Genomic DNA, 21,089 nt, shown 5'->3' on the forward strand with positions numbered 1-21,089 from the left:
TTCTCTAGCTAACTGAGGTGAAACAGGGCGGGATGTGGATCCCGGCCCTAGGGGAGGGTAACGACCGTCGCGGCGTAGACGAGTCCCGCCCCGAAGCCGATGACGAGCGCGGTGTCGCCGCTCTTCGCCGCTCCGGTCGCCAGGAGCCGCTCCATAGCGAGCGGAATCGAGGCGGCCGACGTGTTGCCGGTGGTCTCCACGTCACGGGCGACCGTGACGTGCTCCGGCAGCTTCAGAGTCTTCACCATCGAATCGATGATCCGCATGTTCGCCTGGTGCGGAATGAAGACGTCCAGGTCTTCCGCGGTGATCCCGGCCGCGTCGAGCGCCTGCTGGGCCACCTTGGCCATCTCGAAGACGGCCCAGCGGAAGACCGCCTGACCCTCCTGGGTGATGGCCGGAAACTTCTCGCCGCCGTCCTTGCCGAGGTACTCGTCCCACGGCACGGTCTGCTTGATCGTCTCGGACTTGTCGCCCTCCGAACCCCACACCGTGGGGCCGATGGCCGGCTCGTCCGAGGGACCGACGACCACGGCGCCGGCGCCGTCACCGAACAGGAAGGCCGTCGCGCGGTCCTCCAGGTCGGTCAGGTCCGAAAGTCGTTCCACGCCGATGACCAGGACGTACTCCGCGGAACCTTCCACCACCAGGCCCTTGGCCAGGGTCAGGCCGTAGCCGAACCCGGCACAGCCGGCGGAGATGTCGAAGGCGGCGGGCTTGCCCGCGCCGATCCGGTGCGCGATCTCGGTCGCGACGGCCGGGGTCTGCTTGAAGTGCGAGACCGTCGAGACGATCACCGCGCCGATCTGCTCCGGAGCGACACCGGCATCGGCCAGTGCCTTCCCCGAGGCCTCCACCGACATCGCGGAGACGGTCTCCTGGGGCGAGGCCCAGTGCCGGGTCGCGATGCCGGAGCGGGAGCGGATCCACTCGTCGGACGAGTCGATGGTCTCGAGGATGACCTCGTTGGGCACCACACGGGTCGGGCGGTAGCCGCCGACACCGAGGATGCGGGCGTAGGGGGAGCCCTTGGCCGGCTTGATCTTGGACATGCTGTGTGGGCTCCTTCTCTCAGACCGTCAGTTCGGCGATGAGCGCCGCGGCCTTGTCGAGATCGTCCGGGGTCTTCAGCGCCACGCTCGGTACGCCCTTCAGCGCGCGCTTGGCCAGACCCGTCAGGGTGCCACCGGGGCTGAGCTCGATGATCCCCGTGACGCCCAGCTCGGCGAACGTCTCCATGCACAGGTCCCAGCGGACCGGGTTGGCGACCTGACCGACCAGGCGGGCGACGACATCGGCACCCGAGGCGACGACGAGGCCGTCCTTGTTCGAGACGTACTTCAGCGCCGGGTCCGCCGGGGCGAGGGCCTCGGCGGCCTTCTCCAGCGTGGCGACCGCGGGGGCCATGTGGTGCGTGTGGAACGCGCCCGCGACCTTGAGGGCGACGACCTTCATGGAGCCTTCGGGCTTGTCGGCCTCCAGAGCGGCGATCTGCTCCATCGTGCCGGCGGCCACGATCTGACCCGCGCCGTTGATGTTGGCGGGCGTCAGGCCCAGCTTCTCCAGGTGTGCGACGACCACGTCACGGTCACCGCCGAGGACCGCGGCCATGCCGGTCTCGGTGACGGCGGCGGCCTCGGCCATCCCCAGACCGCGGGTCCGGACGAACGACAGCGCGTCGGCCTCGGACAGCACGCCGGCGTAGGCGGCGGCGGTGATCTCACCGACGCTGTGGCCTGCGACGGCGCCGAAGGCGGCCGGGGAACCGAGCGCGGACGCGGACAGCAGGCCCGCGGCGACCAGCAGGGGCTGGGCCACGGCCGTGTCGCGGATCGCGTCGGCGTCTGCGTCCGTGCCGTAGTGGGCAAGGTCCAGCTCGATGGCGTCCGACCACGCGGCGACACGGTCAGCGGCACCGGGGAGTTCGAGCCAGGGAGTCAAGAAGCCGGGCGTCTGAGCGCCTTGGCCGGGAGCGACGAGTACGAGCACCCTCACACTCTCTCTTGCGGATGGTTCCTGCCGCCGGTGGGGACAGGGACCAAGAACGGTCGGGGTAATTGTCGATGTCCAACAAAAGTCTAGGACTGGGCGTCGCCGTCAGCCAGACGCCCGAGAATCAGGGCGATTCGCAACGTGAACGCCGAGCGGACATCAGAAGGAGACCATCCGGTGACGTCGGTCACACGTCGCAGCCGGTAGCGCACCGTGTTGGGGTGCACGAACAGCATTCGCGCCGCCCCTTCCAGGCTGCTGGCCTGTTCCAGGTAGACGCTCAGGGTCTCCAGCAGTGCGGACCCCGCCTCCTCCAGTGGTCTGTAGATCTCCTCCACCAGCTGATCCCTGGCGGCGGGATCGGAGGCGATGGCGCGTTCCGGCAGGAGATCGTCCGCCAGGACCGGCCGAGGGGCATCCTGCCAGGCCGTGCACGCTTTCAGCCCGGCCGCCGCGGCCTGTGCCGACTTCGTTGCGTTCAGCAGGTCGGACACCACCGGTCCGGCGACCACCGGACCCGCCGCGAACGGTCCGATCAGTGACTTGGCCACCTGGATCGGGTTGTCGCTGCCGCCCGCGATGACGACCAGCCGGTCCCCGAGCACACCGGTGAGGACCTGGAGCTTGTGGTGGCGGGCCGCGCGCCGGATCGCCTCGACCGTCAGTTCGCTGTCGCCCTCCGGCGCGGTGCCGAGCACCACGCACACGTGCTCCGGGGAGTTCCAGCCCAGCGCCGCCGCCCGGGACAGCGCACCCTCGTCCGCCTCGCCCGACAGCACCGCGTTGACGACCAGGGACTCCAGCCGGGCGTCCCAGGCACCGCGCGCCTCGGCGGCCTGCGCGTACACCTGGGCGGTCGCGAAGGCGATCTCCCGGGCGTACACCAGCAGCGCCTCGCGCAGGATCGACTCGTCGCCCGGGGCCGCCACCTCCTCGATCGCGGCTTCCATGACCTCGATGGTCGTGCGGACCATCTCGACGGTCTGGCGCAGGGTGATCGCCCGGGTCAGCTCGCGCGGAGCCGTCCCGAAGACATCGGTGGAGATGGCCTGCGGGGTCTCCGGGTGCCTGAACCACTCCGTGAACGCGGCGATGCCGGCCTGGGCGACCAGACCGATCCAGGACCGGTTCTCGGGCGGCATGGCCCGGTACCACGGCAGGGTCTCGTCCATGCGCGCGATCGCGTTGGCGGCCAGCCGGCCCGCGGACTTCTCCAGTCGGCGGAGCGTCGCGGTGTGCGGATGGGCGGGTACGGGATGCGCGGCATGTGTGGCGGGCGAATGCTCACGTTCGGGTTGGGACACGTGACAAGACTGCCTTATCGGGACGGGTACGCGGAGTCCGGTCCCGTCCGTGGCCCGCGCCCCGGCCCGCGGCGGGGTCTACCGTGGCATCCATGATTGATGTTCGCCCAGGCGCCGACCGGTACGAGGGCGGGGACCCGGCCGCCGGGATCACCACCCGGCACGCCTTCTCCTTCGGCTCCTTCTACGACCCGGACAATCTGCGCTTCGGCCCGGTGCTCGCCTGCAACGAGGAGACCCTCGCGCCGGGCGCCGGCTTCGACGAGCACCCGCACAGCCACACCGAGATCGTGACCTGGGTGATCGAGGGCGAACTCACCCACCACGACAGCACCGGCGAGAAGAGCGTGGTGCGGCCCGGGGACGTACAGCGGCTCAGCGCCGGATCCGGGGCACGGCACGTGGAGCGCAACGACGGAACCGGGCGGCTGCGGTTCGTGCAGATGTGGCTCGCGCCCCTCGCCGCGGGTGGCGAGCCCTCGTACGGGGTCGTCCGGGGGATCGCCGACGCCGCGTCCTACGAGGTTCCCGAGGCCGGCGCCGTGCTGCACGTCCGGCGACCCGGCGCGGGCGAGCGCGTCGCCGTACCCGCGGCGGACCGGGTGTACCTGCACGTGGTGCGCGGGGACCTGCGCCTGGACGGGGCGGAGCTGGGCCCCGGGGACTCGGTACGGATCACGGCCGAGCGGGACCTGGAGGTCGTCGCCGGGTCCCCGGGGGAGCTGCTGATCTGGGAGTTCCCCGACCCGGACCGATCGGCGGGGCGGCCCTAGCGGGAGCGGAGCTCGGCCAGCACGGCGTCGGTGAACGGGCTCCAGGCCTCGGCCGCCCACGGGCCGAAGGGGCGGTCGGTCAGGGCCACGCACGCCGCGCGCGCGTCCGGGTCCACCCACAGGAAGGTGCCGGCCTGGCCGAAGTGTCCGAAGGTGCGCGGCGAGGAGGAAGAGCCCGTCCAGTGCGGGGACTTGTGGTCGCGGATCTCCAGGCCGAGGCCCCAGTCGTTGGGGGACTGGTGCCCGTAGCCCGGTAGGACGCCCTTGAGCCCGGGGTGTACGACGGAGGTGGCCTCGGCGACCGTACGGACGTCCAGCAACCGCGGTGCCTGCAGCTCGGCGGCGAACCGCAGCAGGTCGGCGACGGTCGAGACGCCGTCCTTGGCGGGCGAGCCCTCCAGAGTGGTCCGCTCCATGCCCAGCGGCTCGAAGACCGCCTGGTGCAGGTACTCCGCGAAGGGGATGCCGGTGGCCTTGGCGATGTGGTCGCCGAGCTCCTCGAAACCGGCGTTCGAGTACAGCCGGCGCTGCCCGGGTGGGGCCGACACCCGGTGCTCGTCGAAGGCCAGGCCGCTGGTGTGCGCGAGGAGGTGACGGACCGACGACCCCTCGGGCCCGGCCGGCTCGTCCAGCTCGATCGCCCCCTCCTCGTACGCGACGAGGGCGGCGTACGCGGTGAGCGGCTTGGTGACCGACGCCAGGGCGAACCGGTGGTCCACGGGCCCGTGGGAGCCCGCCAGGCTCCCGTCGGCCCGTACGACGGCCGCCGCGGCGGTCGGCACCGGCCAGGTCTCGATGATCCGCAGGCTTTCCATGCCGTTCCCGTCCTCCACGCTGTCCATGCCGCCGAGCCTACTTGCTTGGAGTGCACTCAAGGGTTTTAGCGTGGAGCCATGAGCCAGAGCCTGACGCAGACGCGGTACACGATCAGCGAGGTCGAGGCCCGGACCGGTCTGACCCAGCACACCCTGCGCTGGTACGAGCGGATCGGCCTGATGCCGCACGTGGACCGCTCCCACTCGGGGCAGCGGCGCTTCACCGACAAGGACCTCGACTGGCTGGCCTTCGTGGGCAAGCTGCGCGCCACGGGGATGTCGGTGGCGGACATGGTGCGGTACGCCGAACTGGTCCGCGAGGGCGAGCACACGGTGGGGGAACGCCGGGAGCTGCTGGAACGCACGCGCCGCGAGGTGCGCTCGCGGATCTCGGAGCTCACGGACGCACTCGCCGTTCTGGACTACAAGATCGACACGTACGCCATGAAAACGGTATCGGGGAAGGCACAGCAATGACGGAGCACGGCACCACCCTCGAACAGGTAGAGCTCGGCAAGGGCGGCCCGACGGTCGGCGCCCAGGGGCTCGGTTGCATGGGCATGAGCGAGTTCTACGGGGACACCGACGAGGTGGCGGCCCGGGAGACCCTGGACGCGGCGCTGGCCGCCGGGGTCACCCTCTTCGACACCGCGGACGTCTACGGGCGGGGGCGCAACGAGGAGTTCCTGGCGCCCTTCGTGGCCGCGCACCGGGACGAGATCACGCTGGCGACGAAGTTCGCCATAGAGCGGACCGACGACCCGCACTACCGGGGCGTCCGCAACGACCGCGGCTACGTCCGCGCCGCCGTGGAGGCCAGCCTGCGCCGGCTCGGCGTGGACGTCATCGACCTCTACTACATGCACCGGCGCGACCCGGCCGTGCCGTTCGCCGAGTCGGTCGGTGCCATGGCGGAGCTGGTGCAGGAGGGCAAGGTGCGCCACCTGGGCCTCAGTGAGGTGACCGGCGCGGAGCTGCGGGAGGCGCACGCCGTGCACCCGATCGCGGCGGTCCAGTCGGAGTGGTCGCTGTTCAGCCGGGACGTGGAGCGCAGCGCGGTGGGCGCGGCGGCGGAGCTGGGAGTGGCGTTCGTGCCGTACTCACCGCTCGGTCGGGGCTTCCTGACGGGGTCCTTCGCGGACGCGTCCGCGGAGCTGTCGCAGAGCGACTTCCGCCGCCATCAGCCGCGGTTCAACGGTGACAACGCCAAGGTCAACGCGCAATTGTTGCTTCCGGTCCAGGAGATCGCCGCGCAGCGCGGTGCGACCCCGGCGCAGATCGCCCTGGCCTGGGTGCAGCAGCGGGCGAAGGTGCACGGGCTGACCGTGGTCCCGATCCCCGGCACCCGCAAGCCGGGCCGGCTGCGCGAGAACACCGGGGCGACCCGGATCACCCTCGTGCAGGCCGAGCTGGACCTGCTGGAGCCGATCGCCGCGCAGGTCGCCGGGGACCGCTACCCGGACATGAGCTCCACCTCGACGGCGCGGGAGGTCTGAGCCGCCGGAGGCTTGCTCGGAGCCCGCTCGGAGGCCTGTTCGGAGGCCCTGCTCGGAGCGGGCCCCGCTCAGAGCGACTCGGCGGCGAACCGGTCCCGCAGCGCCGCGTACTCCGCGTCCGTGAGCAGCCCCGCCGCGTGCAGCTCGCTCAGGTGCCGCAGTCGGTCGTCGCCGGAGCGGGCCCGTGGCACGGAGGCGACCGGGGTACGGGCCCGCAGGGCGGCCAGGACGGCCGCGGCGAACGGCAGCGACTCGTGCACCGCCCCGTAGCCCGTGCCGAAGACGGCCGCCGCCAGGTCGTGGTCCGGGCGGGGGTCACCGGTGGTGTCCCGCTGCAACAGCCGCAGGTGCCCGCCGGGGCCCTCCGGGGAGCACCACTCGACGCCGGTGAGCGCGGCCAGCGGGAAGCGCTGGTCGCCCGCCTTCCACTTGGTGCTGGAGGCGCCCGTACGGGACCAGTGGAAGGTGACCGCCGCGCCGTCGAAGGACACCCGGGCGTCGTACGCCTTCAGCTGCAGCGGCGACTGCGGCACGTCGACGAGGAAGCGCTCGGACGGTTCGGCGGCATCGGGCCCGAGCCGGGACCGCAGCGCGTCGGCGAACGCGGTGGCGGCCGGTGCCCGGTCGCCCGGCAGCACCAGCCGGTACGGGTCGCACGCCTCCTTGAGCTGCCCGGCGGCGGCCTCCATCAGCGGATCGGCGCCCGGCCGCGGGACGGCACGCAAGATCACCGTGTCCCGCTTGCCGCCGGTCACGGTCACTGTCACGGCGGACACCGCTTCGAGGGGGATCCGGCGCGATCCCAGGGCATGCCAGAGTCGTGGCAGCCTCGGCGTTCTGATCCCCCGTGCGAAGCGGATGAGCACCGAGTCCGATTCGAACTCCCAGACGGCATGATTTCCGGCCAGTACGTCACCCATGTGGCACATCGTAAAGGGCGGCGCCCCCGCACGTCCCCCCGGTTGCGGGGACCGATTTCCGCGCCTCTACGCGCGTCAGTCCTGCTCTGTCCCGGAAATCCCGCGTCGGCACGCATCGTTCCCGGTCGCACAGACAACGGAACCGAACGCACCGGTTCCGATCTTGGCGAAGTTGTCCATCGAGTCCGTACCTGGCGCGAAATAGCCGGTGTGGCTCTTGGCCCGGGCCGAGGACAGCAGCCGTGCGCCGAACGCCGGGGAGACCGGATCGGCGCCGTGGCCGAGGCCGCCGACCTCCAGGTGCGGTACGTCGGCGATCCAGTCGCCCTCGTCGCGCGTCGCCCAGACCCGCGCCGAGGTGTGCAGCCCGGCGACGTTCTCCGTGCGCATCCCGGGGCTGCCCGCCACCACCACGTCGGTCACCCGGCGCGGCAGCTCGTGCGCCGCGACCCCGCAGACCACCGAGCCGTAGCTGTGGCAGAACAGGGCCACGCTCGCGTCGCCCGGCAGGGCCGCGGTCAGGGACTTCAGCAGGCCGGCGCCTTCGACGGCCATGCGGCCCGTGGCGGCGTCCACGCCGATGCCGGTGGGGGCGGTGTAGCCGGCCCAGGCGATGACCGCCGTCCGGCTGTCCGGGGCGGCCGCCCGCTGGGCCCCGTACAGGGATTCGGCCATGCCGACCGGGGAGGTCAGGCGGCGCTGGGTGCGCTCGAAGGTGAGCACGTCGGTGTCGACACCGGGGACGATCACCGAGACCCGTTCGGCCCCGGCGAGGTCACCGAAGACCTCGGCCACGCGGCCGCTGCCGGTCGGGTCGAAGGCGAAGATCTGCCGGCCCGGCAGGGCGAGCGAGGCGAAGCGGTGGGAGCGCCGGGTGGCCGTGGACCGGTCCGCCGGGGTCAGCGCGACGTCGCGGCTGCGGGCCTCCTCGACCCGGCGGGCCTGCTCCAGGCCCTGCAGGTTGGCCCGGTAGCGGACGGCCGGGGGCGTCCCGTCGAGGTTGCCCACGACGAGCGGGTAGCCGTCGGCGAGCTGGGCGCGCTGGGCGCCGTCGAGGCCGGCGAAGAAACGGGCCACCGTCCGCGCCGGGGCGTCCGCCGCAGGCACCGGGCGGCCGTCGATCCGGGCCTTGGCCCAGGCGCCGAGCGCGGCGACCCGCAGCGGGGAGACCTCCTGCGGCCGGTGCACTGCCGTCCAGCCGGTGGTCGCCAGCATGATGAAGACCACCGCCAGCGCGAGCAGGGCGCGCAAGGCGGCAGGGCGCGGGTCGGCGCCGAGGGCGGTGGGGTGGGCAAGGCCGGGCAGGTTCACTGTGACCAGCCTATGAGACGTCTTACGCCGCGGGCGTGCCGGGTGACAGGACTCACGGCCGACCGTGGGACCCCGCGGGACCCGTGCGGAGGACCCGCCGACGCGTCGACGGACCGGACGGAGCGGGCCGTCGGGCTACGCGGACCCGCGCCAACTGGAGGTCAGGGCCGGGCCGATCCGATCGAGGTAGCTCTCCGTCAGCACTCGGATCGACTCCACGCTGGTGTCCTCGCCCTGCCCCCAGAGCCGTCCCGTGACGCGCATCACGCCGCAGAACGCGGCGACGGCGACCCGCGGCCTCGGATCGGCGTCTACGTCCAGACCCTCGCGGGCGCCGATCAGTCGGGAGATCCTCTCCTCCAGCTCCGTGGAGCGCCGCAGGTGTACGGCGAGCAGGGCCGGCGTGGACTCGATCAGCCGGTAACTACGCATGTAGAGATCGACCGGGACCACCTCCGACAGGGCCACCTCCACCGTGTCCCAGGCGGTGAGCGCCGCTGCGCGCAGGGCCTCGAAGGGTCCCTCGGAGGCCGGCCGGGCGTGCAGTTCGGCGACGAACCGCGACTCGACCAGCTCCTGGAGGGCGAAGACGACCTCCTCCTTGTTGGCGAAGTAGCGGAAGAAGGTGCGCTGGGACACGTTCACGGCGTCGGTGATCTCGTCGACGGTGGTGCGCTCGTACCCCTGGGAGAGGAACAACACGAGGGCGGCGCGCAGCAGCGCGTTCCGGGTGCGCCGTTTCTTGCGTTCGCGCAGTCCGGTCACCGGCGCGGCCGTCGCCGACCGCTCGTCGATCACCACCGCGGGGCTCCCTTCTGATGCCGAGTGGGCGGTCAGAGTACCGGTGACCGGCGGGGTGGGGATTGCCGCGTTAAGCCGTTTGCGACGCGCCGTCCGAGGTCCTCGGCCGGCCCGCGGGAGCGCCCGCGCATGACACGTTCGGGTGCGGCACGGGCCGGGCCCGCACCCCGGCCGGGGCGGCCGCGGGCCCGGCCCGGCGACGCCCGGAAGCGTCAACTCCGTGCGTGCGAAGGCCAGGCCGACGGGTTCCGCCGGGGCTGTCGCCTATCCGGGTGGACCCGTCCGGGGCCTCTTCCGCCCGCCCGTCGCCGCAGGTCAGCGTGGTGTCGGCGGAGCTTTCGGAAACGGTCCGGGCGCCCGCCGTCCACAAGGAGTTGACCCGTCATGCGTACGTGTCGAAACAATCGCGCCACCACCAAGACCACCCTCGCCGCGACCGTCCTGGCCCTCACCGCCCTCCTCCCCAGTACGGCCACCACGGCGCAGGCCGCGGGCCCGCCGACGCTGGGGGCCTGCGCGACCGGGCAGCTGTGCCTGTGGGCGAAACCGGAGTTCAAGGGGGCGCGGCAGACGCACGAGCTCAGCAACCTGGACATCAACAGCTGCACCGCGCTGCCCGCCGGGACCAGCGCCCAGTCGCTCACCAACCGCACCGGGCGTCCGGTGACCACCTACCAGTCGGCGGAGTGCGCGGAGACGGGCGAGTTCCAGACCTATCCGGGTGACGGGGTCTGGCTGCCCCAGTCGCCCTACCAGGTGCGGGCGTTCAAGGTGTGGGAGAGGTAGCTCCCCGCTGCGCCGGGGCGTTCGGCGGGTCGGCCGCGGCCACGTCGGCCGCGGCCGTTTCGGCCCTCGTGCCGCCCAGCCGGGCGACCTCGCCGCGCAGCGCCCGCACCTCGTCCTGCAGCTCCCGGATGGCCGCCAACTGGAGCATGTCCGCCCGGTCGTCGCGTTCGAAGCGGGAGATGAACCACGCGGCGATGTTGGCGGTCACCACACCGAGCAGGGCGATCCCGGACAGCATCAGACCGACGGCCAGGACCCGGCCGAGGCCGGTGGTGGGCGAATGGTCCCCGTACCCGACCGTCGTCATCGTGGTGAAGGACCACCACACGGCGTCGCCCAGGTTCTTGATGTTCCCGTCGGGGGCGTCCCGCTCCACGCTGAGCACCGCCAGCGAGCCGAACATCAGCAGCCCCACGACGGCACCGGCCACGTACGTCGTCAGTTGGATCTGCGGGGCCATCCGGGCCCGCCGGCCCACCAGCATCAAGGTGGCGACCAGCCGCAACAGGCGCAGCGGCTGCACGAGCGGCAGCACCACGGCGGCCAGGTCCAGCCAGTGGGTCCGGACGAAGTGCCTGCGGTCCGCCGCGAGGGCGAGGCGGACCAGGTAGTCGACGGCGAAGGCGCCCCACACCACCCATTCGACGTGGGTGCAGGCCCGGTGCACCTCCGCGCGCGCGTCGGGGGCGACGATGGGCACGGCGTACGCCACGGCGAACGCCACGGCGAGCAGGAGCAGCGGGGTCTGGCTCCGCCGCTCCCACACCAGCTGGCGGGAGGGTTCCTTCATGCCGAGCATCGTAAGGAATCCATAAAGGTGAGCGGGCCCCGGCCGGAGCCGGGACCCGCTCACCACGCCCACCGTGCGGCGACTACGCGTCGCCGCCCGCCGCGCCCGGGTCCGCCGCCGCCACGTCCAGCAGCTGGTACCGGTCCACCGCCTGCTTCAGCACCGAGCGGTCGACCTTCCCCGCCCGGGCGAGCTCGGTGAGCGTCGCCAGGACCACCGACTGGGCGTCGATGTGGAAGAAGCGCCGCGCGGCACCGCGGGTGTCCGCGAAGCCGAAGCCGTCCGCGCCCAACGAGGTGTACGCGCCCGGCACCCACCGCGAGATCTGGTCCGGAACCGCCCGCATCCAGTCCGAGACCGCCACGAACGGCCCCTCCGCACCCGACAGCTTCCGCGTCACGTACGGGACGCGCTGCTCCTCCTCCGGGTGGAGCAGGTTGTGCTCCTCGACCTCGACCGCCTCGCGGCGCAGCTCGTTCCAGGAGGTCGCCGACCAGACGTCCGCCCGGACGCCCCAGTCGGCCGCCAGGATCCGCTGCGCCTCCAGCGCCCACGGCACCGCCACGCCCGAGGCCATCAGCTGGGCCCCGATCGTGCCCTCGGTGCCCTGCGACACCCGGTGGATGCCCCCCAGGATGCCGTCCACGTCGACGTCCGCCGGCTCGGCCGGGTGCTGGATCGGCTCGTTGTAGACGGTCAGGTAGTAGAAGACGTCCTCCGCCTCCGGGCCGTACATCCGCCGCAGACCGTCCTTGACGATGTGCGCGATCTCGTAGCCGTAGGCCGGGTCGTACGCCACGCAGCCCGGGTTCGTCGAGGCCAGCAGCTGCGAGTGACCGTCCGCGTGCTGGAGGCCCTCACCCGTGAGGGTGGTCCGTCCGGCGGTCGCACCGAGCACGAAACCGCGCGCGAGCTGGTCGGCCATCTGCCAGAACTGGTCACCCGTGCGCTGGAACCCGAACATCGAGTAGAAGACGTAGACCGGGATCAGCGGCTCGCCGTGCGTCGCGTACGCGGAACCCGCGGCGATCAGCGAGGCCGTGCAGCCCGCCTCCGAGATGCCGTCGTGCAGCATCTGGCCGGTCGGGGACTCCTTGTACGCGAGCAGCAGGTCGCGGTCGACCGCCTCGTACTGCTGGCCCAGCGGGTTGTAGATCTTGGCGCTCGGGAAGAAGGCGTCCATGCCGAAGGTGCGGTACTCGTCCGGCGCGATCAGCACGAAGCGCTTGCCGATCTCCTTGTCCCGCATCAGGTCCTTCAGGATGCGGACGAAGGCCATGGTCGTGGCGATCGACTGCTGCCCGGAGCCCTTCTTGGCGGCCGCGTACGTCTTGTCGTCCGGCAGCTGCAGCGGCTTCGCGCGCACCACGCGGGTCGGCACGTACCCGCCCAGCGCGCTGCGCTGGTCGTGCATGTACTGGATCTCGGGGGACTTCGGGCCCGGGTGGTAGTACGGCGGGGCCCCGCCCTCCAGCTGCGCGTCCGTGATCGGGATGTGCAGACGGTCGCGGAAGCGCTTGAGGTCGTCGACCGTCAGCTTCTTCATCTGGTGCGTCGCGTTGCGGCCCTCGAAGTTCGGGCCGAGGGTCCAGCCCTTGACCGTCTGGGCCAGGATCACCGTCGGCTGGCCCTTGTGGGCCTTGGCCGCCGCGTACGCCGCGTAGACCTTCTTGTGGTCGTGACCGCCGCGGCCCAGGTGCTGGATCTGCTGGTCGGACATGTTCTCGACCATCGAGCGCAACCGCTGGTCGCCGCCGAAGAAGTGCTCGCGGATGTACGCGCCCGACTCGGTGGCGTACGTCTGGAACTGCCCGTCGGGGGTGGAGTTCATCTTGTTGACGAGGATGCCGTCGCGGTCCTGGGCCAACAGCGGGTCCCAGGAGCGGTCCCAGATCAGCTTGATGACGTTCCAGCCGGCGCCCCGGAAGATCGACTCCAGCTCCTGGATGATCTTGCCGTTGCCGCGCACCGGGCCGTCGAGGCGCTGCAGGTTGCAGTTGACGACGAAGGTCAGGTTGTCCAGACCCTCACGGGCCGCGATCGACAGCTGGCCCAGCGACTCCGGCTCGTCCATCTCGCCGTCGCCGAGGTACGCCCAAACGTGGGACTTGGAGGTGTCGGCGATACCGCGCGCCTCCATGTACCGGTTCATCCGCGCCTGGTAGATCGCACCGAGCGGACCGAGACCCATCGAGACGGTCGGGAACTCCCAGAAGTCGGGCATCAGCCGCGGGTGCGGGTAGCTCGAAAGGCCGTACGGGGCCTTCGACTTCTCCTGACGGAAGGAGTCGAGCTGCTGCTCGGTGAGCCGGTCCAGGAGGTAGGCGCGGGCGTAGATGCCGGGGGAGGCGTGCCCCTGGAAGAAGATCTGGTCGCCGCCGTCGCCCTCGTCCTTGCCCCGGAAGAAGTGGTTGAAGCCCACGTCGTAGAGGGAGGCGGAGGAGGCGAACGTGGCGATGTGGCCGCCGACGCCGATCCCGGGACGCTGGGCGCGCGAGACCATGACGGCCGCGTTCCACCGGGTGGCGTTGAGGACCTTGCGCTCGATCTCCTCGTTGCCGGGGAAGAACGGCTCGTCCCGGGTGGCGATCGTGTTGACGTAGTCCGTGCTGCGCATCTCCGGCACGGCCACGCGCTTCTCGCGGGCCCGCTCGATCAGCCGCAGCATCAGGTAGCGGGCGCGTTCACGGCCCCGCTCGTCGACTGCGGCGTCGAGCGAGTCGAGCCACTCCTGCGTCTCCTCCGGATCGAAGTCCGGGACCTGACTCGGGAGGCCGCCAATGATGATCGGATTGCGATCGGGTGCGGAAGCCACGCTGTTCCTTCGCTGTCGGGGGAGTCGCGCTGAAGCTGTAACTGGGGGGCGTTGCCTCCCATGCTCTTACGCCGGGCCGAAATCTTCATCTTTACCACCGGGTAATCCCCGGAAACCGCGGAGAACCCGGTGGAACCGGAGGGGGAAGGGTCGGCAGGGATCCGTAGCGAATCAGGCCACACCGCCACCTTGCGCCCAAGCCGGGCACTCGTTTCGTACGACCGTTCGTCCCTCAAACAGGTAGGAAAGTCCTCAAGCGTCGACGATGATGCCGAATGAGCTGGAATGGTGTGGGATGAATCACGAGAGGTGCACGCGGGAAGGCTGAAAGTTGCGGCGAGACGGCCGCAATCGTCACCGTTTCGACGGTCTCGACGGCCGGGTACTTGCGCGATCCGCCGCGCCCGTGTGGACTACGCCCAATGCTGCGCGTACGCGCGCCGCCGAAGACATTCACCGAACATGAGCAGGAGGCACCCCGTGAGCGCGACCGCGGACCACGCGGAGAGCCTGGCCGCCCGGCTGGGTTTCCAGTCCGAACAGGTGGTCCAGGAGATCGGCTACGACGACGACGTCGATCAGGAATTCCGTGACGCTGTCGAGAAGCTCGTCAGCGAGCTCGCCGACGAGGACTACGACGACGTCGCCGATGCGGTGCTGTTGTGGTTCCGCGACGAGGACGGCGACCTGACGGACGCCCTGGTCGACGCGACCGAGCTGGTCGAGGACGGCGCACTGATCCTGCTGCTGACCCCCAAGACGGGCCGTGACGGCTACGTCGAGGCCAGTGACATCAGCGAGGCCGCCGAGACGGCCGGCCTCTCCCTGGCCAAGGGTCTGCCCGTCGGCAAGGAGTGGACGTCCACCAAGCTGGTGACGCCGAAGGCGGCCAAGGCCAAGCGCTGAGCCGCAACCGCAGCCGAGCGGACACGCAACCGCACCCCGCCGACCAGGTGACCCCGGTCGGCGGGGTGTGTGCGTTCCGTGCCCGCGCCGCGATCAGCACCTAGTCTGTGACTCACCCGAACAGCCCAACGCGGGGATGCGGGAACGAAGGGATGCGAGAGATGGCGATCGAGGTCGGCGACAAGGCCCCGGACTTCGAGCTCAAGGACAACCACGGTGCCACCGTGCGGCTCTCCGACTTCCGGGGCGAGAAGGCAGTGGTGCTGCTCTTCTACCCGTTCGCCTTCACCGGCGTCTGCACCGGCGAGCTGTGCGAGCTGCGCGACCAGCTCCCGCGCTTCCAGAACGACGAGGTGCAGCTCCTCGCCGTCTCCAACGACTCCGTGCCCACCCTGCGGGTCTTCGGTGAGCAGGAGGGCCTGGAGTACCCGCTGCTGTCGGACTTCTGGCCGCACGGGGAGACCTCGCGCGCCTACGGCGTCTTCGACGAGGGCAAGGGATGTGCGGTCCGCGGCACCTTCATCATCGACAAGGACGGCGTCGTGCGCTGGACTGTCGTCAACGGACTGCCCGACGCGCGTGACCTGAACGAGTACATCAAGGCGCTCGAGAGCCTCTGAGCGCACCCGAGCGGGCCGTACGCGCATTTTCCCTACGAAAACCGCCTACAGGCGGGAACCCGTCACTAGGATCGAAACGTTGATCCGGTAGCTCCCCCGGTCACGGCCGGGAGGGCCCCTGAACGACGGGGCACCGCCCCACACACAGAACCCAATGGAGGACCCGTGGGAGTCAGCCTCAGCAAGGGCGGCAACGTCTCGCTGACCAAGGCCGCGCCTAACCTGACGGCGGTCATCGTCGGTCTGGGCTGGGACGCTCGCACCACCACCGGTGTCGACTTCGACCTCGACGCCAGCGCGATCCTGACCAACGACCAGGGCAAGGTCGCCAGCGACGCGAACTTCGTCTTCTTCAACAACCTGAAGAGCCCCGACGGCTCGGTGGAGCACACCGGTGACAACACCACCGGTGAGGGCGAGGGCGACGACGAGGCGATCAAGGTCAACCTGGCCGGCGTCCCGGCCGACGTCGCCAAGATCGTCTTCCCGGTCTCGATCTACGAGGCCGAGAGCCGCCAGCAGAGCTTCGGCCAGGTCCGCAACGCGTACATCCGCGTGGTGAACCAGGCCGACAACACCGAGCTCGCGCGGTACGACCTCTCCGAGGACGCCTCGACCGAGACCGCCATGGTCTTCGGCGAGCTGTACCGCAACGGTGCGGAGTGGAAGTTCCGCGCCATCGGCCAGGGCTACGCATCGGGCCTGCGCGGCATCGCGCAGGACTTCGGCGTCAACGTCTGAGTCCGAGAGCAGTCCGTCCGTCCGGCGCCGTGCACTGTGTGTACGGCGCCGGACCGGCTTTACCTGCGGACGCCACCGCAGGCGGCACACCGCACCACCGGCACACCGCACCACCGGCACACCGCCGTACCGCCACACCGTCGTCCGGGGAGGACCACAACATGGGCGTCACACTCGCCAAGGGGGGCAATGTCTCCCTCTCCAAGGCCGCACCGAACCTCACCAGGGTTCTGATCGGTCTCGGATGGGACGCGCGCTCGACCACGGGAGCCGACTTCGACCTCGACGCCAGCGCGCTGCTGTGCAACAGCGGCCGGGTGCTGGGGGACGAGTACTTCGTCTTCTACAACAACCTGAAGAGCCCCGACGGCTCCGTCGAACACACCGGGGACAACCTCACCGGCGAGGGTGAAGGCGACGACGAGTCGATCATCATCGACCTCACCAAGGTGCCGGCGACCGTAGACAAGATCGTCTTTCCGGTCTCGATCCATGACGCGGACTCCCGCCGGCAGAGCTTCGGCCAGGTCAGCAACGCCTTCATCCGTGTCGTGAACCAGGCCGACGGTCAGGAACTGGCCCGCTACGACCTGTCCGAGGACGCGTCCAGCGAAACCGCGATGATCTTCGGCGAGGTCTACCGGTACGGGGGCGAATGGAAGTTCCGTGCGGTGGGGCAGGGGTACGCGTCGGGGCTCCGAGGCATCGCTCTAGACTTCGGGGTCAACGTTTCGTAAAGCCGTACAAGACGATGGGGTGCCAGTGGTTCTGAAAACCTTCGGCTGGTCGTTCGCAATCACTGCGCTCGGTCTGGTCGCAGCCGTGTTCTACGGGGGGTGGCAGGCCTTCGGTATCGTCGCGATCCTGTCGGTCCTCGAGATCTCGCTGTCCTTCGACAATGCGGTGGTCAACGCCGGAATCCTGAAGAAGATGAACGCCTTCTGGCAGAAGATCTTCCTCACCATCGGCGTCCTCATCGCGGTCTTCGGCATGCGCCTGGTCTTCCCTGTCGTGATCGTCGCGATCAGCGCCAAGATCGGCCCCATCGAGGCCGTCGACCTCGCCCTCTCCGACAAGGAGATGTACGAGCAGCTGGTGACGGACGCCCACCCGTCCATCGCCGCCTTCGGTGGCATGTTCCTGCTGATGATCTTCCTCGACTTCATCTTCGAGGACCGTGACATCAAGTGGCTCGCCTGGCTGGAGCGTCCGCTCGCCAAGCTCGGCAAGATCGACATGCTGTCCGCCTGCATCGCGCTGATCGTCCTGGTCATCGCCTCGATGACGGTCGGTGCCAACGCCCACCAGCACGGTGGCGTCCACGTGGACAAGGCGCAGACCGTCCTGATCTCCGGCGTCCTCGGCCTGATCACCTACATGATCGTCGGTGGTCTCTCCGGCTACTTCGAGAACAAGCTGGAGGAAGAGGAGGAAGCCGAGCACGAGGCCGAGGAGGAGGCCAAGCGGACCGGCAAGCCCGTCACGGCCGTCGCCATGGCCGGCAAGGCCGCCTTCTTCATGTTCCTCTACCTCGAAGTGCTCGACGCCTCCTTCTCCTTCGACGGGGTCATCGGCGCCTTCGCCATCACCAACGACATCGTGCTGATGGCCCTCGGCCTCGGCATCGGTGCCATGTACGTCCGTTCGCTGACGGTCTACCTGGTCCGCCAGGGCACCCTCGACGACTACGTCTACCTGGAGCACGGCGCGCACTACGCCATCGGCGCGCTCGCGGTGATCCTGCTCGTCACCATCCAGTACGAGATCAACGAGATCATCACCGGTCTCGTCGGCGTACTGCTCATCGGATGGTCCTTCTGGTCCTCGGTGCGCCGCAACAAGCGCCTGGAACTGGAGGGTTCCACCGCCGAGGCATGACCGCGGCGGTAATGCGGAACGCTCCATGGCGGGGCGGTCCACCGGGTCCACGGACCCGGCGGGCCGCCCCGCTTCCGTAGGCTCAGGCCGATCAGGGGATCAGGGGACCAGGGGGTAGGGGATGGGCTTCTTCGACGGCATCATGGGCAGCAGGGCCGTGCAGTTCCAGTCGGGCAGTGCCTCGTCGAACGCGATCGAGCTGACCAAACGACATTCGACGGTGTCGCTCACCAAACAGGGGGCCGTCCACGGCAATCTGCGCGTCAACCTGTCCTGGCGCATGCGGACCTCGGACATCGGCGGCCGGTCCGGCCAGAGCGGCCAGCTCTTCCGGCATCCGTTCAAGTTGTTCAAGCCGGACATGGTGCAGGCGCACACCCAGGGCATGGTCAACGTCGACCTCGACATGGGCTGCCTGTACGAGCTGGAGGACGGCACCCGCGGGGCCGTGCAGCCGCTGGGGAACCTGCTGGGCGACCTCAACGACCCGCCGTACGTCAAGCTCAGCGGGGACGACCGGTTCGGCTCGGCGTCGGGGGAGACCCTCTACGTCAACCTCGACCACGCCGACGAGATCAAGCGCCTGCTGGTCTTCGTCTACATCTACGACCAGACGCCGGCCTTTGACCGGACGCACGCCATGGTGACCCTCTACCCCGTCACGGGGCCGCGGATCGAGATCCCGCTGGACGAGCGGCACCCCCAGGCCCGCTCCTGCGCGGTCGTCTCCCTGGAGAAGGTCAAGGGCGAGCTCGTGGTGCGGCGCGAGGTGAAGTTCGTGTACGGGTTCCAGGCCGAGCTGGACCGGCTGTACGGCTGGGGGCTCCAGTGGGGGCGTGGCTACAAGAGCGCCAAGGGCTGACCGGGCCCCGGGACGATGATCGCCCGCGGGGCCCTGGTGCGGGCCGGGCCTGCCCGGCCGGTGGGCCCGGCGCTGTCAGTGGCGGATGAACTGCGGTCCCTGCACCGGCAGCCGGAAGGACGGGTCGCCGCCCGGACCCGGCACCGGGGCCGGGGACACCGGCTGCGGGTACCCGTAGGCGGGCTGGACGGGCGGCGGGGCCTGCGTGGGCGGGGCCATCATCGCCGTCTCCTCGGAGGCGGACCCGGAGACCAGGCCGGAGGCGGGGCCGGCCGCGGGAGCCGCCTCGGCCTCGGCGGCGTTCTCATCGACCGAGATCCCGTGGTCGGTCGCGAGCCCCACCAGTCCGTCCGAGTAGCCCTCGCCGAGCGCCCGGAACTTCCACCCCTCGCCCCGCCGGTACAGCTCCCCGCAGATCAGCGCCGTTTCGGCGCCGGTTTCGGGCCGTACGTCGAAGTAGGCCAGCGGATCGGAGCCGCCGGTCGGGGTGGCGTCGTAGAGGAGGATCCGCAGGTCGCCCACCCGGCGGAACGGGACGTCCTCTGCGGAGGCGACCACCAGGATCCGGTCCACCGAGGGCGTCACCGTGCGCAGGTCCGCCTGCACGGCGTCGGTGATCGCGTCACCGATCTGCTTCTTGCCGAGTCGCCAGACGGCGCCCGAGGGGTGCCGGGGCTGGTTGTAGAAGACGAAGTCCTCGTCCGAACGCACCCGGCCGTCCGGGCCGACGAGCAGTGCCGAGGCGTCCACGTCCGGCACCTCGGGGCCGGCGGTCCAGCGCAGCACCGCCCGGACCGCCACAGCGGTCACCGGGATGTTCGAGCCCTTCTGCATCGCGTGCGTCATGCACGTCATCCTGCCCTCCCGGGGTGGACAGGGACAATGCGGCCCCCCGTAGGGCCTTGTCTCGAACGCGAGACCTGGGCATGGTGCAAGAGGGTTACCTGAACTTCATGTGCTTGAGGAACTCTTGACTCACGTTCGTACGTACTATTACCGGCCATGCCAGTTGGGCCGCCGAGGCAGTACGGGGGATAGCACATGCGTCACTTTGGGCACATATCGCCCACCGTCCGTAAGGACCTCTTCCACCAGGAACCGGCAGAATTCACCGGAGCCTCGCCCGCCCGCGTCCTCGCAGCAGCGCTCGGGGCCACGCTCTACAGCCCGGCAACTCGGCCCATGCTCGCGGCCGACATCCGCAAGCAGGCCGGCCGCGGGGTCGTCTCGATGGTCCTCTGCCTGGAGGATTCCATCAGCGACGGCGACGTCGCCGGAGCCGAGGAGAACCTCGTCCGGCACTTCCGCGAGCTCGACGCCGACGGGGCGGAGCTCCCGCTGCTCTTCATCCGCGTCCGCACGCCCGAGCAGATACCCGACCTGGTGCGCCGGCTGGGCGGCTCCGTGCGGCGACTGGCCGGATTCGTACTCCCGAAGTTCGACGAGAACCGCGGGGTCGCCTTCCTCGAAGCCGTCGCCGAGGCGGAGGCGGTCAGCGGACTGCCCCGCCTGTATGCCATGCCGGTCCTGGAGACCCCGGACCTCCTCCACCTCGAAACCCGCGCCCTGGCCCTCGCCGGCATCTCCCGCACGGTCAACAGCCACCGCGAGCGCGTCCTGGCGCTGCGGCTCGGCGTGACCGACTTCTGCTCGGCCTACGGCCTGCGGCGCACCCCCGACATGACCGCCTACGACGTCCAGATCGTGGCGGGCGTCATCGCGGACGTCGTCAACGTCCTCAGCAGGGCCGACGGCACCGGCTTCACGGTGACCGGGCCCGTCTGGGAGTACTTCCGCAGCCAGCAGCGCCTCTTCAAGCCCCAGCTGCGCCGCAGCCCCTTCCTGGAGGAGGGCGTGGAGGAACTGCGCACCGCCCTGATCGAGCACGACCTGGACGGACTGCTGCGCGAGATCGAGCTGGACCGGGCCAACGGGCTGCTCGGCAAGACCTGCATCCACCCCGCCCACGTCACGCCCGTGCACGCACTGTCAGTGGTTTCGCACGAGGAGTTCTGCGATGCGCAGGACATCCTGCGGCCCGAGCGCGGTGGCGGCGGCGTGATGCGCAGCGCCTACACGAACAAGATGAACGAGGTGAAGCCCCACCGGGCCTGGGCCGAGCGCACCATGCTGCGCGCCGAGGTCTTCGGGGTGGCGAAGGAGGAGGTCGGCTTCGTCGACCTGCTCACGGCCGGGCTCCAGGTGTGAACACGCCCGAGCGGACGCCGACCCGGGCCCAGGAGCAGGCCCGGGACCGGGCTCAGGTGCGGGCCCGGACG

At 70.4% G+C, this 21,089-nt stretch carries 21 protein-coding genes; 11 read left to right on the forward strand and 10 right to left on the reverse strand.

Annotated elements, in window-relative coordinates; all coding sequences use genetic code 11:
• Positions 1-47 precede the first annotated feature (47 nt).
• The 3 genes from OG207_RS29195 to OG207_RS29205 form a co-directional block, all read right to left on the reverse strand.
• On the reverse strand, positions 48-1,052 hold the full coding sequence (locus OG207_RS29195) for a ketoacyl-ACP synthase III (protein ID WP_329102366.1): 1,005 nt from the start codon (positions 1,050-1,052) through the stop codon (positions 48-50).
• 19 nt (positions 1,053-1,071) lie between these two features.
• Positions 1,072-1,995 (reverse strand): ACP S-malonyltransferase, encoded by a 924-nt coding sequence (locus OG207_RS29200; protein ID WP_329102368.1) that lies wholly within the window; start codon positions 1,993-1,995, stop codon positions 1,072-1,074.
• A gap of 83 nt (positions 1,996-2,078) precedes the next feature.
• Complete coding sequence (locus OG207_RS29205) at positions 2,079-3,296, reverse strand: PucR family transcriptional regulator (RefSeq protein WP_329102370.1); 1,218 nt, start codon at positions 3,294-3,296, stop codon at positions 2,079-2,081.
• 92 nt (positions 3,297-3,388) lie between these two features.
• Here OG207_RS29205 and OG207_RS29210 point away from each other — a divergent pair, with 92 nt between their 5' ends.
• Positions 3,389-4,069, forward strand: coding sequence for a pirin family protein (locus tag OG207_RS29210; RefSeq protein ID WP_329102372.1), 681 nt, complete (start codon positions 3,389-3,391; stop codon positions 4,067-4,069).
• Here the strand turns inward: OG207_RS29210 and OG207_RS29215 are convergent.
• The gene (locus OG207_RS29215) at positions 4,066-4,884 is read right to left on the reverse strand and encodes a serine hydrolase domain-containing protein (RefSeq protein WP_329107959.1); all 819 of its coding nucleotides are present in this window, start codon (positions 4,882-4,884) and stop codon (positions 4,066-4,068) included. The two genes, OG207_RS29210 and OG207_RS29215, sit on opposite strands and share 4 nt — an antisense overlap.
• A gap of 78 nt (positions 4,885-4,962) precedes the next feature.
• Between OG207_RS29215 and OG207_RS29220 the strand changes: the two genes are divergently transcribed.
• Positions 4,963-5,361 (forward strand): MerR family transcriptional regulator, encoded by a 399-nt coding sequence (locus OG207_RS29220; RefSeq protein WP_329102374.1) that lies wholly within the window; start codon positions 4,963-4,965, stop codon positions 5,359-5,361.
• Positions 5,358-6,380 (forward strand): aldo/keto reductase, encoded by a 1,023-nt coding sequence (locus OG207_RS29225; protein WP_329102376.1) that lies wholly within the window; start codon positions 5,358-5,360, stop codon positions 6,378-6,380. Before OG207_RS29220 ends, OG207_RS29225 begins: the two co-directional genes overlap by 4 nt.
• A 68-nt stretch (positions 6,381-6,448) precedes the next feature.
• On the opposite strand, the gene OG207_RS29230 is transcribed toward OG207_RS29225, so the two are convergent.
• The 3 genes from OG207_RS29230 to OG207_RS29240 all read right to left on the reverse strand — a co-directional run bounded on the left by OG207_RS29230 (position 6,449) and on the right by OG207_RS29240 (position 9,412).
• Entirely contained in the window at positions 6,449-7,309 is an 861-nt protein-coding gene (locus OG207_RS29230; protein ID WP_329102378.1) for a DUF4429 domain-containing protein, read from the reverse strand.
• 66 nt (positions 7,310-7,375) lie between these two features.
• Positions 7,376-8,527, reverse strand: a complete 1,152-nt coding sequence (locus tag OG207_RS29235; protein ID WP_402695144.1) for an alpha/beta hydrolase — start codon at positions 8,525-8,527, stop codon at positions 7,376-7,378.
• A gap of 219 nt (positions 8,528-8,746) precedes the next feature.
• Positions 8,747-9,412 carry a TetR/AcrR family transcriptional regulator gene (locus OG207_RS29240; RefSeq protein WP_329102380.1) on the reverse strand — a complete coding sequence of 222 codons (666 nt, stop codon included), beginning with the start codon at positions 9,410-9,412 and terminating at the stop codon, positions 8,747-8,749.
• Positions 9,413-9,796: 384 nt separating this feature from the next.
• Here OG207_RS29240 and OG207_RS29245 point away from each other — a divergent pair, with 384 nt between their 5' ends.
• Positions 9,797-10,198: a peptidase inhibitor family I36 protein gene (locus OG207_RS29245; protein ID WP_329102382.1), complete on the forward strand. Its 402-nt coding sequence runs from the start codon at positions 9,797-9,799 to the stop codon at positions 10,196-10,198.
• Here OG207_RS29245 and OG207_RS29250 read toward each other — a convergent pair.
• Together OG207_RS29250 and aceE are read right to left on the reverse strand one after the other, a co-directional pair.
• Complete coding sequence (locus OG207_RS29250; protein WP_329102383.1) at positions 10,179-10,988, reverse strand: potassium channel family protein; 810 nt, start codon at positions 10,986-10,988, stop codon at positions 10,179-10,181. The genes OG207_RS29245 and OG207_RS29250 overlap by 20 nt on opposite strands.
• Before the next feature lie 82 nt (positions 10,989-11,070).
• Positions 11,071-13,803, reverse strand: a complete 2,733-nt coding sequence (gene aceE, locus OG207_RS29255) for a pyruvate dehydrogenase (acetyl-transferring), homodimeric type (protein ID WP_329102385.1) — start codon at positions 13,801-13,803, stop codon at positions 11,071-11,073.
• Positions 13,804-14,283: 480 nt separating this feature from the next.
• Between aceE and OG207_RS29260 the strand changes: the two genes are divergently transcribed.
• The 6 genes from OG207_RS29260 (at position 14,284) to OG207_RS29285 (ending at position 18,810) form a co-directional block, all read left to right on the forward strand.
• On the forward strand, positions 14,284-14,709 hold the full coding sequence (locus tag OG207_RS29260) for a DUF3052 domain-containing protein (RefSeq protein ID WP_030009300.1): 426 nt from the start codon (positions 14,284-14,286) through the stop codon (positions 14,707-14,709).
• 161 nt (positions 14,710-14,870) lie between these two features.
• The gene (locus OG207_RS29265; protein ID WP_329102388.1) at positions 14,871-15,329 is read left to right on the forward strand and encodes a peroxiredoxin; all 459 of its coding nucleotides are present in this window, start codon (positions 14,871-14,873) and stop codon (positions 15,327-15,329) included.
• A gap of 165 nt (positions 15,330-15,494) precedes the next feature.
• Positions 15,495-16,070, forward strand: coding sequence for a TerD family protein (locus tag OG207_RS29270; RefSeq protein WP_008739115.1), 576 nt, complete (start codon positions 15,495-15,497; stop codon positions 16,068-16,070).
• Between the two features lie 161 nt (positions 16,071-16,231).
• Entirely contained in the window at positions 16,232-16,807 is a 576-nt protein-coding gene (locus tag OG207_RS29275; protein WP_030009303.1) for a TerD family protein, read from the forward strand.
• A gap of 25 nt (positions 16,808-16,832) precedes the next feature.
• A complete protein-coding gene (locus OG207_RS29280) occupies positions 16,833-17,948 on the forward strand; it encodes a DUF475 domain-containing protein (RefSeq protein ID WP_329102390.1) in 1,116 nt (371 codons plus the stop codon).
• A 121-nt stretch (positions 17,949-18,069) separates the two neighbouring features.
• Entirely contained in the window at positions 18,070-18,810 is a 741-nt protein-coding gene (locus OG207_RS29285; protein ID WP_329102392.1) for a TerD family protein, read from the forward strand.
• Between the two features lie 75 nt (positions 18,811-18,885).
• Here OG207_RS29285 and OG207_RS29290 read toward each other — a convergent pair whose 3' ends face one another.
• Entirely contained in the window at positions 18,886-19,656 is a 771-nt protein-coding gene (locus OG207_RS29290; protein WP_329102394.1) for a TerD family protein, read from the reverse strand.
• A 195-nt stretch (positions 19,657-19,851) separates the two neighbouring features.
• On the opposite strand from OG207_RS29290, the gene OG207_RS29295 reads away from it, so the two are divergent.
• Complete coding sequence (locus tag OG207_RS29295) at positions 19,852-21,018, forward strand: HpcH/HpaI aldolase/citrate lyase family protein (RefSeq protein WP_329102396.1); 1,167 nt, start codon at positions 19,852-19,854, stop codon at positions 21,016-21,018.
• Positions 21,019-21,089: the final 71 nt, after the last annotated feature.

This window comes from Streptomyces sp. NBC_01439 (assembly GCF_036227605.1).
GTDB lineage: Bacteria > Actinomycetota > Actinomycetes > Streptomycetales > Streptomycetaceae > Streptomyces.